The 14,342-nt window shown below is 38.3% G+C and carries 14 protein-coding genes; 6 read left to right on the top strand and 8 right to left on the bottom strand.

From position 1 onward, the window contains the following. Positions 1-4: 4 nt before the first annotated feature. The 3 genes from QUE72_RS11670 to QUE72_RS11660 form a co-directional block, all read right to left on the bottom strand. A complete protein-coding gene (locus tag QUE72_RS11670) occupies positions 5-2,095 on the bottom strand; it encodes a marine proteobacterial sortase target protein (RefSeq protein ID WP_286269167.1) in 2,091 nt (696 codons plus the stop codon). Between the two features lie 198 nt (positions 2,096-2,293). Next, positions 2,294-4,324, bottom strand: a complete 2,031-nt coding sequence (locus QUE72_RS11665; RefSeq protein ID WP_286269165.1) for a TonB-dependent receptor — start codon at positions 4,322-4,324, stop codon at positions 2,294-2,296. 314 nt (positions 4,325-4,638) lie between these two features. Then, positions 4,639-5,112 (bottom strand): carboxymuconolactone decarboxylase family protein, encoded by a 474-nt coding sequence (locus tag QUE72_RS11660; RefSeq protein WP_074495700.1) that lies wholly within the window; start codon positions 5,110-5,112, stop codon positions 4,639-4,641. Between the two features lie 154 nt (positions 5,113-5,266). On the opposite strand from QUE72_RS11660, the gene QUE72_RS11655 reads away from it, so the two are divergent. After that, the gene (locus tag QUE72_RS11655; RefSeq protein ID WP_074495697.1) at positions 5,267-6,124 is read left to right on the top strand and encodes a helix-turn-helix domain-containing protein; all 858 of its coding nucleotides are present in this window, start codon (positions 5,267-5,269) and stop codon (positions 6,122-6,124) included. 144 nt (positions 6,125-6,268) lie between these two features. On the opposite strand, the gene QUE72_RS11650 is transcribed toward QUE72_RS11655, so the two are convergent. Then, positions 6,269-7,447 (bottom strand): IS4 family transposase, encoded by a 1,179-nt coding sequence (locus tag QUE72_RS11650; RefSeq protein WP_286269102.1) that lies wholly within the window; start codon positions 7,445-7,447, stop codon positions 6,269-6,271. A 690-nt stretch (positions 7,448-8,137) separates the two neighbouring features. On the opposite strand from QUE72_RS11650, the gene QUE72_RS11645 reads away from it, so the two are divergent. From QUE72_RS11645 to QUE72_RS11635, 3 genes are all read left to right on the top strand, one after another. Continuing rightward, entirely contained in the window at positions 8,138-8,824 is a 687-nt protein-coding gene (locus QUE72_RS11645) for a glucosaminidase domain-containing protein (protein WP_286269164.1), read from the top strand. 191 nt (positions 8,825-9,015) lie between these two features. Next, positions 9,016-9,450: a thiol-disulfide oxidoreductase DCC family protein gene (locus QUE72_RS11640; protein WP_286269163.1), complete on the top strand. Its 435-nt coding sequence runs from the start codon at positions 9,016-9,018 to the stop codon at positions 9,448-9,450. Further along, positions 9,404-10,138, top strand: coding sequence for an SDR family NAD(P)-dependent oxidoreductase (locus QUE72_RS11635; protein ID WP_074495690.1), 735 nt, complete (start codon positions 9,404-9,406; stop codon positions 10,136-10,138). The genes QUE72_RS11640 and QUE72_RS11635 overlap by 47 nt, the downstream gene beginning before the upstream one ends. 58 nt (positions 10,139-10,196) lie before the next feature. Here QUE72_RS11635 and QUE72_RS11630 read toward each other — a convergent pair whose 3' ends face one another. From QUE72_RS11630 to QUE72_RS11620, 3 genes are all read right to left on the bottom strand, one after another. Further along, positions 10,197-10,412, bottom strand: coding sequence for a TIGR02450 family Trp-rich protein (locus QUE72_RS11630; RefSeq protein WP_286269162.1), 216 nt, complete (start codon positions 10,410-10,412; stop codon positions 10,197-10,199). Further along, positions 10,405-10,656, bottom strand: a complete 252-nt coding sequence (locus tag QUE72_RS11625; RefSeq protein WP_286269161.1) for a DUF3081 family protein — start codon at positions 10,654-10,656, stop codon at positions 10,405-10,407. Before QUE72_RS11625 ends, QUE72_RS11630 begins: the two co-directional genes overlap by 8 nt. A gap of 241 nt (positions 10,657-10,897) precedes the next feature. Further along, a complete protein-coding gene (locus tag QUE72_RS11620; protein WP_407704918.1) occupies positions 10,898-12,424 on the bottom strand; it encodes a S10 family peptidase in 1,527 nt (508 codons plus the stop codon). 209 nt (positions 12,425-12,633) lie between these two features. Between QUE72_RS11620 and QUE72_RS11615 the strand changes: the two genes are divergently transcribed. Both QUE72_RS11615 and QUE72_RS11610 read left to right on the top strand, forming a co-directional pair. Beyond that, a complete protein-coding gene (locus QUE72_RS11615) occupies positions 12,634-12,981 on the top strand; it encodes a Fis family transcriptional regulator (RefSeq protein ID WP_286269160.1) in 348 nt (115 codons plus the stop codon). Positions 12,982-13,017: 36 nt separating this feature from the next. After that, on the top strand, positions 13,018-13,422 hold the full coding sequence (locus QUE72_RS11610) for a DUF1801 domain-containing protein (RefSeq protein WP_286272978.1): 405 nt from the start codon (positions 13,018-13,020) through the stop codon (positions 13,420-13,422). 23 nt (positions 13,423-13,445) lie between these two features. Here QUE72_RS11610 and QUE72_RS11605 read toward each other — a convergent pair whose 3' ends face one another. After that, the gene (locus QUE72_RS11605; protein WP_286269159.1) at positions 13,446-14,342 is read right to left on the bottom strand and encodes a DMT family transporter; all 897 of its coding nucleotides are present in this window, start codon (positions 14,340-14,342) and stop codon (positions 13,446-13,448) included.

The raw sequence follows: 14,342 nt of genomic DNA, 5'->3' as shown, positions 1-14,342 counted from the left end.
GATTTCATCGGCGCGTGTTATTCAGTAAGGTGACACCCAAGGCGAGAGCTAAAAAGAATAAGGCTATCAATGCTTGTAATAAAGCGGGGGTTGCTGTTTGTGGCAGCATACCTTGTTGGCCTTTAGGTCGTTGGTTTTTGATGACTCGGTCTGAGCTTGGTACCTTTGCGGATGGTGTTATATCTATTGCGACTAAGCTTGTCATTTCACTGACTAAATGGTGTTCCATCGCAGTCTCTAAAATTTGTTCATTGATTATGGTTGCATCTTTACCTTTATATTTATCTCTAGAAAGTTGGGCAATTTTCCGACGAGCCCATAAGGTAGATAAACCTGACTGTTGCCCACTGTGTTGTAGCGTAAGCGTTTGCTGCCAGTCTTGCTGGCGTAATACACCTGAAATGAGCATTTTATCTGGAGTTTGCTCGCTAAAGTAGCTGATCATGACAGGTTCCCCTTGATATAAATCAGGTAAATGACGAGGGTACATGTCTGCATCTTGACTCATTTTAGCGGTTAGGTTAGCTAATACTGGCTGTTTAAGTTTGCCAAAAAGTTGCTTCATTTTAGCTTGCACCGTGTTTACAGAATTTACATAGGTATAGGTTCCTTTACCCATCAAGGCTGCTTCAGTCATAAAGTAACTGTTAGGTGCAGAACCTATTCCTACGGTGAAAAGTCGGCTTTGATTTAAATGATTGTTGATATAGGTAAATAATTCGGCTTCATTACCTACTGCGCCATCAGTAATAAAAATAACTTGCCGTATTCTAGCTGGGTTGGGCCTTTGGTGGCCTAATGAAAGTTGCAGTGCCGACAGTATTTCGGTGCCCCCATTTGCATTTAATTGTTCAATATATTGCATGGCAGAATTTTTATATGCACGATTGGCGGGCATGGAATGTTGAAATACTTTATTGGCGGTACTGTTAAATGCTATGACATTAAAAGTATCAGTGGCTGCAAGATCTGAAATAGCCCATGCAAGTGCGTTTTTAGCTTGTTTAATTGAAGTGCCTGCCATAGAGCCAGAGGTATCAATTACGAAAACGACTTCTCGATTTAGCGGTGTAGCATTGTCGGTAAGTTGTGGCGGCATAAGCATTATCATACCGTAGTGACCATTTTCTGTTGTTTGGCTAAAATGCGCTGCTGTTGGTTGATGAGTAGGTTTTGCTTGCCATTGAAGTACGAAATCTTGGTTTGCAATCATATCTTGTTCTAGTTGCACTTTATATTGGCTAGATGTCACTTTATTCGTGATGATAGGATGTTGTTCGCTTTCAATGTTATTAAGTTCGAAACCGCTATTGAGAGTGATGTTCATGGCAACTTTATGCATGGGCGGTGCAGCTTCTTCTTGTGCATCAACAGTATTGTTATTGAAAGTTGGCTGAGTGATCCCCCAACCACTTTCATCAATAGATTTTTGTTCGCTGTTTAAAGGAGAAGCGGGTAAGTAGCGTTGGGTAACAGTAGTAGGAAATCGCAAGCTAAACATATTGTTTTCAAACGTTATCGCTTGTTGGTATTCAATAGTGACCCTTATTGTGTCACCGGGGCCTATGTTTGCAACATGATTGGTAAACAGGTTTGAGCGATTTTGTACTAATAGACTGGCTTTTTTCCCGTCAGATTTTGCTTGTTGATATAATTTTCTGGCTTTTTGTTTAGGCTGAATTTTTCCAACGATTGTGCGATCGCCAATGTCCATCGTTAAATGATCAACCGCAGCATTTTCGGGTAATGGAAAAACATAAATTCCGTTGACCCAATCATTTGTTGAGTTGGTAAATTGTTGCGTTACCACAGCCCGAGCAATAAGCCCTGTAACCGTAATATCTACCTTGGTATCTAATAAAGGTGAAAGCAAATACCCCTGTTTGTTTTCTTGTTGTAGAAAAAAGCTTCCTTGTTGTACTTGCCCATATTGTTCTACTTGTAATAGTGGCTTGCTAGATGAAACTGTTTTATATGACAGATCAACATTAAATTGGCTCGTGCTCTCGGAATGTTTACCATTAAGATAAAATGAGGCGCTAAGCGCTATTGTGAGTATGACAAGTGTAATAATCAGTCGGGTATGCGTGTTCATGAGATCCTCCATGTTTAATAGGTTTTATTAAACATGAAAGAAGTGGCTTATTTAGGGGAGAAAAAGGGCAATGTGATGAACAATTATGGCAAAAAAATGTAAAGGTATCGTTGCCGGCTTTTGTAGAGAGGCGCTTGTTTTATTTGATTAAAAATTTGCGCTGAGGCAGTTATCTACCTCAGCTTAACGTATTGGTGATTAGAATAAGTAGGTGACACTTGCGCGTATTGTTCGTGGTTCTATTGGATGAAAATGAACATCTTCTTCGCCTGTCTCGCTTTCTCCGGGTAAACGACTTTCATATAAATAATCAATATCATGATCATTACTGTCGAATAGATTTAATACTGAGACATTGAATTTCCAATCGGATAATAAGTATTGCGCATTCATATTCACAACACTGAATGTGTCTGACTGGTTGTGGTTGAAACTATCAAGTGTACGTTTACCAAAGTGTCTTAAACGCATGCTTGTGTTGAAGCTGTCATTGATGTGCCAACTTATACCTACACTTGCAACAAAAGGGAGTGAACCGTCAATGTAATTTCCTTCGCCAACGTCGTCTTCGGTAAAGCGTGATTTTGTCCATGCAAGTTCAACATCCGCGACAATTTCTGACGAAAGCCAATATAGCGCAGAAAATTCAGCACCATAACGCTTAGAAGCACGACTAGCTTCTGTATTACCGGCGTCACCAACAAACACTAGTTCAGAATCATTCTCTAACCACCAAAGTGAAAGAGAGGCGTTGTAGTTTTCATATTCTGCCACTCTTACTCCTACTTCTGCGCCTTGACCTTGCACCAGTAAATCTACGGTTTCCGCCGCTTCATTCGTTACAGGGTCAATACTTATTGTTGCCCCGCGAGCATCATTAGAGTGAAATGATTGTCCCCAGTTAGCGTAGGTTTGCCATTGTTCGTTAAATTGATAACTCAAACCCGCTTTGAAATTGGTAATGCTGTCGCTGTTATCGCCACTATTTATCGTTAAGTCGCTGTTTACGTCTACATTCATGTAATCATGACGCACGCCTGCATTAACTGACAAGTTATCGTTGATATCAGCATTGACTTGATAAAAGCCACTAACGGAATATTGTTCGACGGAATCAGTTCGCACAGTGGATAACCTTTTTCTGGCATTCGTTTTGTAAAGACCGACTTCGTTAATGTCATCAAATCTTACATCAAGACCTACACTATGGTGTATGTGAGTATTACCTTGTTGTTGATTAAAGAGTTTGACTACACTAGCACCAAATATTTTTCTATCGTCAACTTGCTCAAATTGGTCGCCATTGTTTTGATCGTCTAGAAAATACGTAAAATTGGAATAGAGGTTTAATGAGCTTTCAATAGCATATGCAGAAAGAGCCCATTGCTGGTTACGCCAATTCATTGAGAAACTATAGCGATCAGACTCACCACCTAAAGTATCGTCAATTGAGCCTAACTCATCAATTAACTGATTTTTGACAGCTCGAGTGGGGATTTGATCCGCAGCATTCCAGCTATTTTGGTAACCTAAAAATGTCAGGTTTAACGTACCATCAAGTATGTTTTGTTGGTAACGAAGCATGACATTCTTTTTATTTATGTTTTCATCGATATCAGTCCAAGGGCCATCATACTGTTGCCATTCTGCACCAATAGCAAGGTTACCTTCGGTTGTTTTGATGTTTTGACCAATAACGCCTCGACGGTAGCTATCTTGGCCTAATTCTACTGTAACGAATGGGTTAATAAAGTCAGACTTTAACGCGAAATATGCTGATCCTGCGGTAGAAAAGTCGCCTTGTGCTGTTTGATATGGTCCTTTTTGGTAATGAATACTTTCAATGAATTCAGGGGTGATAAAATTTAAATCCGCATAACCTTGGCCATGACCATGTGTGCGCATATTAATGGGCATACCATCAATATAGGTACTGAAATCGGTACCGTGATCAAGGTTAAAACCTCGTAAGAAGTATTGATTGGCTTTACCAGAACCACTATGTTGAGTAACAACCATGCCGGGTACAAATTCTAATATTTCACCTGAGCGTAAAATAGGACGCCGTTCAATATCACCATAGCCAACCAAACCTTCCGAAGCTGACATGGTTTCGCCAATTAAGTTGGCTCGCTTACCCAAGACCACAAAGTGTTCGAGCCCTGAAACGTCTGCTAATACGTGAGTTGAAAGTGCCATTATAGAAATAGCAGAGAGTTGTTTTTTCATTTGAGATTACCGTGCAAAAAAGGAGAATAGGAGACTGAAATATTAGTGTGATAACATATCAAAACCCCACTAAGAAATTAATTCTTTGACGACAAGCCGTATGGTTTTTGTGTTATTTAGCAGGTCAACGCATAAAATGATTACTGACAGCTGTATATATGACTGTAAAGGAGAGGGCTTAAGTTACTTAGCCAAACAAAATCGCTTTCGTATGGTTGTGCCGCACCTCTCGTTGTTTAAACTGCCTCTTAAGGATAATATCATGAGGCCTTTTGTTGGTGTATTAGCGCCCCTAGATGGAGTTTCTCAGAACATTATTCAAATTGACCAACCTGATAACTACCAACATCTGCACCAAATGCTAAGGTAATTCTATTCCAGTTATTGATACTGCAGACCACAATACAGAGATCAACGATGGTTTTATCGTCAAAATTATTTCGCATCGTTTCAAGTAATGTTGAGCAATGTTCGTGAGAGTCTATTGTTGTTATTGCTTCACTCCACGCTAAGGCTGCACGCTCTTTTGCGGTGTAAAACGGTGAGTCTTTCCACGCAGTCAAACCAAAAATACGTTGTTCACTTTCTCCGTTAGCTCGTGCATCTTTAGTGTGCATATCAATACAGTAAGCACAGCGATTAAGTTGAGATACACGTATTTTTATTAGCTCTATCACTGTCTTACTAATATGCGGACTGGCATCTTTTGACGTTAAATATTGCTCTAGCCCAAGTTGTGCGGCTATTGCTTTTGGCGCGATTTGATAATAATGTAATTGTACTGGCATTGCCTTTTCCTTTATGTTGTAAAGATGAAAATCATAAGGCATGCGTGAGCATTAAGATTGTAAATTTTCGACATGTTTAGCAGCTTGTCGTTGAATTTGTGTCAATGTTTATCTTTGTTATACTGCTATGACTTAATTCACTTCACCTAATGTTATGACAACATTTAACAGGTCTCATTTTCAACGTTTTGCACCAACCTCTCAGTTAGCAAATTTAGTGCAATGCTATTGGCATGTAACATATGGGGAAGGGCAGTTAGCTATTGCCGATGAATATATGCACCCAGAAGGTGGCAGTGGTATTATTTTTAATTGTGCCGATCCAATCAAGATTGGCAATTTTTTGTTAAAGCAAGGCTGTACTATTGTTGGTCCTAACCGTAAATCTGTGCATTTTACCGGGCTGGGTAGAGTAGAAGCATTTGGTATTCGTTTTCACCCTGGAGCCGGACATCAGTTCTTTGGTTTACCGTTGACGGAGATTGAAAATACAACAATTGTACCTGATGATATTTCATTAACGAGATTATGTGATCACTTAATGAATGAGCTTATGATGAGTGCTTCGGTTGAGCAATGGATCACTGCTATTGAATATCATTTGTTTTCTCACCTTCTAACCATACAAAAACAAAATAAGTCATTGTCAGGTAAATTAGATAATCGGTTAGCGTTTGCGATAAACTGGATTGATGTGAATAATGGCTTGAAACCCATTTCTGCCTTAAATGATGAATTATGTTTAGGTCAACGTCAGCTTGATCGATTGTTTAAACAACACATGGGATTGGCGCCAAAGCAGTATAGCCGGCTTAGACAAAATCATTACGCGAGATATTTATTAAAAACGCAGCTGTTTGATCTGAGCCTTACTGATATTGGGTACTTGGCAGGATTCTATGATCAAGCACACTTTAATCATCAATTTAGAGAGGTTATTGGCATAACCCCTGGTCAATACAGAGATAAAATAATTGCTAAAAGCCGTCTTTACGCGACTAGAGCGTGTTGATCTTTCATGTTTACTTTTGCCGCAATTTGTTTGGTATTTATACAAGGCAACACTTTCGCTGTGTAGTTATTCTACTCCAGTCAAGCGTTAACACAATAGAAATGCCAAACAGATACAGCCCGAAGGGCTGACGGATCCCCATTTTTATATAACTGAACATATTTGATAATAAGCTAAAAAGTTTTCTCGACTTTTCTGTAGATAGTGATTTTTAATTTTGTGGAGTCTATGCCGAATTACTTGCTTCGCCAATGTAAGAAACGATAGAACTCTGCGGTGTTTTATCGTATTAGCCTGAAACATTATTTGCCAATTGCGCTGCTCCGCTTCAAAGCCAACAAACCAAAGTAATAGACTGGCTAAACATGCAATTAAGCACAAGGCACTCATTCGCCTTACGCCTTGTGTTTTACTAAACCGCCACGAAAAGCCATATTGTTGGCTTTTGTCATCGCGAAAGTTTTGCTCAATTTGCATCCTTTTACTGTACAACTTAATTACTTGATCACTAGTGAGTGTATTATCTGATGTTGCGAGTAACCATGGCTCATGAGCATGCCGTCGATACATGCGAGTATCTTTAGTAAAACGGCTATTCCCTTTTCGTCCTTTGTATTTTCCTTTGTACAAATGGAGAAATGCATCACATGCTGTTGGACTGTGTTGAGTAACCCTCGCTTTGCCAAGTCGAGTTGGTTGACAGCTCGCTCCCTGATGAAAGGCAGGGAGTTTTTCCCAAGTATTTTTACCTTCTAACTTACATGTCATCGTGCCTCTGAGACGGCCAATAAAGTGCCATCCTAATGAACGGACTTTAGTATACCAAGGAGTAAGAAAACCACCATCTGACAAAATATAAACGGACCGGTGTTCACCAATAACTTGAAGGAGGTTGTCTAAAAATCTGGCATTGGTTTCTGGCGTATCAAAATCTTTTAATTCAACAACCATGTTGTAAAGCACTAAAGAACGACCATCAACGAGTAAACTCGCTCTAAGCAGGTGGTAATCTGAACGGCAACAACCACTCCAGTCCACTGCAATGGCTAAACAAGGCAAGTTGCTAATGATTGGCTTGGCCAACGAAGCGTATATTTCAACTTGTTGGTTAAACAAATGCTCGTTATTAAGAAAACGAGCAACCCTTTTTATTTTATGCTTAATGTTCGCACGCCCAGCTAAGTAACGCCCCAAACTTGTTAAGGTTAATCTATCAGACGCTATAAGTGCTTCAGAGCATGCTTTAAGTGTCTTCATTCTCGCTTGATTGAAATTCGATAAGGACTTATCAAAGAAGTTATGGCAAAGTAAGGATTCAGGCATAGCATTTTACTCTTATTTTTGTTTTGACGAACTAATAAGATCATAAAATGTTGTGCCTGTCATTTTTTGGGGATTCGTCAGCCCGAAGGGTTCAACTAAACACCTCCTGCTCTTTGTTACTTGAATTAACCATAGAATGACTATGCAATAATCCAAGTGCCGCGATCAGAAGGCGTTTAATTTGAACAAAACTTAAACAGCAAAGATCAACACGCTCTAATATCAATTGAAATAAATAATGGGTTACTTAGCGAGAGTTAATAGGGTTAGAAGCAAGGCATTGATTGCAAAGAATGGTCGCTCAGGAGAACGTGCTCCTGCGTTCTCTAATAAGCTAGATCACTGTAGCGTTCTTGTTAAAATCAATAACACAGCCTATTAGCCTTTTAAACTCGCCCTTGGGAACTCAGTTCACTGATAATTTCTCTAAATAATCAAACCATAGAGTGACTGTGTTTACATTATTTAGCGTGTTTTAAGCGTGCTAATGAAGTGCTAAGTTGATCAAATCTTTAATTCAATTGGTATAATTATTGATGATGTAAGAAATCAATGAAATAAAAATGACTCAAATGTTAGAAGATTACGCTATTTACTGTATTCAAATACTCAAGGCTGCTACGCTAATGTAGTACTTGTGTAGTTGCTGAACGTTTAAAAGTAATCATTCTAATCTTTTTAGGAGTGTTAATGTTGTTAAAATACCGAGCTGCCATCGTTGCTGTTGCTACATTATTACTGTGTATATTGATTGTGTTTTTTTATTATAGCCAACAAAAAGATGAGCCATTACCGCCGATGACGGTAAAAGAAAAAAAAGCGAGATTTATTGCTCTCATTTTGCCTGCGGTTGATACCGTTTACGCTAAACTACAGATGCGCTATGAAGATATTAAAGCGATGATTGATAATGGGCAAAGTCATGATCGCATCGAAAAACTCAAAGAAGAATACAAGGTTACTTCCAATGAAGCATTACTTATCGCGTTAAAGCCCCATCCAAAAAGTATTGCTATTGCGCAGGCGGCAATGGAAAGTTCATGGGCTACCTCCCGTTTTTTTCGCAAAGCGAACAATGTATTTGGAGTATGGTCGTTTAATGAAGACGAACCTCGTATAGCTGCATTGCAAAAACGCGGAGATAAAACCATCTGGGTAAAAAAATATTCAACCATTGAAGAGGCCGTTTTTGATTATTATCGCACGCTTGGCAGAGGTCGTGCATTTAGTGAATTTAGACAGTTAAATGCGACTACCGATGATCCACTTGCCTTAGTGACTAAGTTAGATCAATACTCAGAAAAAGGCAGCGAATATGGTGAAGAACTCGCCGACATTATTGAATATAATAACTTTGATCGTTTCGATGAACATTAATGATGATTTACTGTTGATCATATTTTAGCTGTTTTGGCTTTAACACTATAGGCAGCGCGCTAAGCTTCCACTATTTCTTTATCGCAACACACCGTGTCAATGAAGCCCACGTTGATAACAATTTCTCGTGAAAATGATCTTTAAACAGTTTTACTGCGTATGTTGGGTATAACTTGTTGTATAAGCTGAAAATGAAAAATAACGTTTTAACGATATTCTATGATGGTTATTGTCCGCTTTGCTGCGCTGAAATGAACCAATTAAAGCAATGTGATAAAAACAATGTGATTGAGTTAGTGAATTTACGCCATGACAACTTTTCATTAAATTACCCGCACATTAACACAAAGGTTGCTTTACGGGTTTTACACGGTGAATACCAAGGTAAAGTTTTGCAGGCATTAGACGTAACTTATCAAGCATGGAGGATGGTTGGAAAAGGGATTTATGTTGCACCACTTAAGTTCCCAGTGATAAAACAAATCGCTAATGTTAGTTATTTGGTTATAGCAAAATATCGACAACCTATCTCTTCATTTCTGCATCGTTACTTAGGAATAGGAAAAGCACATTGTGAAAATGGAACCTGTTACCCCACAAGCCGTATTAATTGTTGGCGCGAATAGTGAAATTGCTAAAGCAATAGCAAAGCTGTATATAAAGCAATCACCGCACCAGTTGATATTGATATCGAGAAATTTACAGTACTATCAAAGCGACCTTTATTATGATGCTAAATTAATTGAAGTAGAACAGTATAGAGAGAGTGATATACAAGCTGTAGTGGCGACACTAGGAAATTATGCGATCAAGCGTATATTTATTTGTCATGGCTTTTTACACAACGATCAATACACACCTGAAAAAAGGCTTGAAGATTTTTCATCTGAAAGCTTTGCCCAAGTGAGCTTAGTCAATACAATTACGCCCATGTTATGGCTTAAACATTTAACCGTAATTCTCAGCGGAAACATAGACTGTAAAATTGTTTTTTTTAGTGCCAGGGTAGGTAGTATAGGTGATAATAAACGAGGTGGTTGGTATAGCTATCGCAGCGCTAAAGCCGCGCTAAATATGCTTTTAAAGTCAGCAGCGATCGAGTTAAAACGCCGAGCAAAAAATATAAAAATTATAGCCTTTCACCCTGGAACAACCGATTCTCCTTTGTCTAAACCTTTTCAAAAAAATGTGCCAAAAGGGAAGTTGTTTACGAGTATGTTTGTCGCACAACAATTGCTCACCATTATTGATGACTTAGCAATTGATGGCGAGTTAAGTTATCTGGATTGGCAAGGTGAGACTATTATCTGGTAGCTTATTGTTTGTGAATAACTGTTTAGTTAGTGATTGGAGTCTGATAATCGCCAACTCACTATTTCCATCCAATTTTCCATTGCGAGCTGTCTTTTAGTTCACGCCAATCAATCATATATTCATTGTGATTAATCACTGCTTGTATCACGCATTCAACCACGCGTTGATCTTCATCAAAACTGATGCTGACTACGCTAAAGTGTTTCTCTTTATTGTTAATATGTGTTTTAGTCCACTTGCTAAGTAGTAACGATTTTGGTGCAATTTTATTCATGGGCGTCTAACTCGTAACGTTCGATTATACGATGAAATTTTTCGAGGGTTTGTTTGTCTTGATAATCAAAATTAAATCGATTGTGAAAGTATATGGTCATGATTAAATCTTTGTAGCCCAAAAAACATGTATAGCCGTCAAGATCATGCCATGCGGATAAGTTTTCAAGCCAATACTTGCCATCTTTATGCTCACCATGACTAATAATGTGATTAAAAACAAGTAGGTGTTTATTTAGTTTCATAGAGCCTCGTATTTACGTGCATAGAAGTAAAGCGTTAACGTTGTTTTATCATCAAACAACGTTAAAGGTAAGCCGTTTGATTAATGATAATTTATACCTGTTGAATAATACGGTTTTATACTCTTTTTGGATTATTAAAAAGAAAGTATTTATTTTTTAAGGTTAACGATGTGTTTACTTATCACCAGAGGGCAGTAAATCGGGAAAGGTTAGGGGAAGCCCCCTAACCTAAAAGAGATATCTAGGGTTTTAAAGTGTACTTAGCGGCTTTATCTTTAGCTGGAATGCTATTGATAATGAATTCTCGTACATCTTGGTTTGATTGCTTTAAATCCTCATAACGTAGGTACATCATATGACCACTGCGATATCCTTTAAAAGACAGTCTATCTTTCATCTGACCGCTAGGGTCTAGCTGCCACATGGTGTACTTTGCGTCAAAATAATTTGTTGCGCCATCATAATAGCCTGATTGCACCATAACGTTTAAGTATGGATTTTGAGCCATAGCTTGACGTAAATTTTCACCGGAATTGTTGTTTGTTCTATCCCATGGATGTACGTCGCCAAACATCGCGTATTTTAAATCTGTTTTATAGCCTAGCTCTTCTCGCAAATAATAATTTATCGCTGGCGTAAAGCTGTGCAACCACGACGTTAGCTCTGCACTATAATCAGGACGACTACCGCTTGCTTTTTTATCGATGCCTAAATAGCGAGAATCCAAACGGCCAATCGTTTGCTTTTTATCTCGTAATAATGCTTTCCAGAAATAAGATGGGTTGATGTCCATATTATTATTAAGCACTTCTTCTACCGTTAAGCCTGAATATTTGGCAACTTGTTGCGCGATGTTTTGTTTCTCATTTGCGTCGATAAAGCCACCTTTGGCGAGTGCTGGAATATAATGGTTAATGGTAAATTGCTCAACTTCTGGCAAAAGTTCAAGTAAGTCTTTTTGTTGTAGCTCATTTGGTAATGCTTTGTGATACCAAGCAGCAGCGGCAAAGTATGGTAATCGATTTGCTGCTTTAACGGGACCGTCACGCTTGATACCAATGCCAGTCGGAGACACTAGAATTACGCCATTTAAATACATCCATTGGCGATTTTGTAATTCAAGCGCTAAACCTGAAACTCGGGTTGTACCGTAACTTTCACCAATGAGATATTTAGGTGAGCGCCAACGATTATTGCGACTAACAAACGTTTCAACCCATTGTGCTAAATATTTAATGTCTGCATTGACGCCAAAAAATATTGATTTTTGTTTGTCGCGACTAGGTAACTTACCTTCATCGTTTGGTAAAACGCGAGAGAAGCCTGTATTTACAGGGTTAACAAACACAATATCCGCAACATCGAGTACCGAATAAGGGTTAGTTTTAACACCATAAGGCTGCAACGGATAACCTTCGTTATCAACATTTAATACTTTTGGGCCAGTATAAGCGACATGCATCCACACAGAAGCTGAGCCAGGACCACCATTAAAAGAAATTAATAATGGGCGTGATGCCTGATCTTTTATATCACTGCGTTGATAGTAAGTATAAAACAGACTAGCCGTTGGATTGCCGTCTTTATCCCACACAGGCTGAGTGCCTGTTGTTGCAGTATAAGCGACTTTCTTACCGTTAATCTTTGTGCTGTGCTTGGTGACAACTACGTTGTCAGCCTCAAGTTGATTTTTTGAGGTGTTTTGTGCTTGTACAGGTTGTACTAAAAATAGTATCAACGATAAAGCAGTTAATAAACGAACGTTCACAATGTGTCCTTATTGTTTTGATATGATATCAGCATACACAATCACTCATTTTTAACTATATTAATTAGTCAAATTGCGCAGTAATTGAGGCGAATAACAGAATGGCCATATGCTATTGTATGTATTGATCATTTATTCGTTAAGTAAGGCTTTAGCTTATCAAAGGTAAGATGGTAATCTAGTAGGAACATCACTGGTACAATTGCCCTATGCGTAAAACAGATAAAAAAATTGAAAACCAACTTCGTATCGGTTTAACCGATGTTTGTAATAAAGCGTTAAAAGATATTCATGGTTTTATGTGGTTAACGCATACCGTGAACTATGCTAATTTTCCACACAGCTTACAGATTGTTTGTGTGTTTGATACCAATGATAACTTGCAGAGTTATCAAGGTTCAGCGCAAAGTAAGTCACTAGAATCGTGTATTGAGATTGAGCTTATTAATCTTGGTATTAAGGTAAAAAACATCACTAAACATATATCATTCGATACAGAACAATCGTGTGAAGCTCAACATGGCGGCAATTGGGCGATTAGGTTAGCAAAACAATAACAAGTTAGGTGAATTGATAATGAAGGAAGGCTAATGATGGAACAAAAGGTAAAAGATAAATTTGATTGGTACCCTGACGATATTTATACATTACTTATTGAAGTTCGCACAATGATTTTACAATTGGCATCAACGTTAGATTTAGAGGAAGTGACCGAGTCACTTAAATGGGGAGAGCCTAGTTATTCAGTGAAGTCAGGTAGCCCAATTCGAATGGATTGGAAAGAAAAAATACCAGAAAATTATTTCCTTTTTTTTAATTGCAATACTACATTAGTTGCAACTTTTCGTGAGCTATATCCTGATGAGCTTGAGTTTCAAGGTAACCGGGCGATTGTTCTAAGTCGTTCATCACATTTACCTAAAAACGTTATTTCTCATTGTCTTACATTAGCTTTAACTTATCAGCAGATAAAGCACCTTCCGTTATTGGGTCAATAGTAATTTTTACCTTTTAGTTAGCGTTAAGCGCGTTTTCCATACGTGACTAGCGCTGCACCGCCCAATACTAATAGTGAGGCGATAAACAGTTTTATCGTAATAGCGTCATTAACAAAAATAACGCCACCGATAGCTGCAACAATAGGCACAAGCAGTTGTACCACACCCGCTTGAATAGAAGTAAAGGAAGGTAATATGTTATACCAAAGTGCATAACCTATTGCTGAGGTAACAGCCCCCGAAATAATGGCTAAAATAATACCTTGAAAACTGAATGAAACTTCGGTGGTGATCAGGAACATAGAAACCAAAATAAGTGGAATAGTACAAGTAAAGTTTGCTGTTGTATTTTGAATAGGTGCTAGACCACCTAAGCCAGATTGCGTATATACTCCCCAAGTTATCCCTGAAATTGTCATCAATATTAATCCGATTAATGACGGTTGTCCTAATTCGTCTGCCATTAAATAAACAAAGCCAATGAAGGCAATTAACAACCCTAACCATTCTAATAAACTAATTTTATGTCCTTTAATAAAAGAAAATAACACTAAAGTCACTTGAACAGCGCCAAAAAGTACAACAGCACCAATGCCTGTTTCTACCGTTAAGTAACCGTAAGAAAGGGTGATTGCGTATAAATATAAACTGATGCCACCTAACCAATTGTTTTTATTTACTGTTAATTTTGCTGGTTTATGGGTGAAAAGAAAAATTAACCACAGGGCGAATACGCCAGCAACAAGTCTAATATTGGTGTAGCTTGCTGGGTCAATATAGCCTTCTTTTACTGCGAGTCGGCATAACACTGAGTTTCCAGCAAAAGCTATTAAGGTTAATAATGTTAATGATACTAACGATAACAGAGATTTTTGCGATGAGTGTTTATGTCTTCTTTGTTTACCGTGGTTGCTATTCAT

The sequence above is a fragment of the Thalassotalea hakodatensis genome (genome assembly GCF_030295995.1).
GTDB lineage: Bacteria > Pseudomonadota > Gammaproteobacteria > Enterobacterales > Alteromonadaceae > Thalassotalea_C > Thalassotalea_C hakodatensis.
This window is presented reverse-complemented; position numbering and strand designations above follow the sequence as displayed.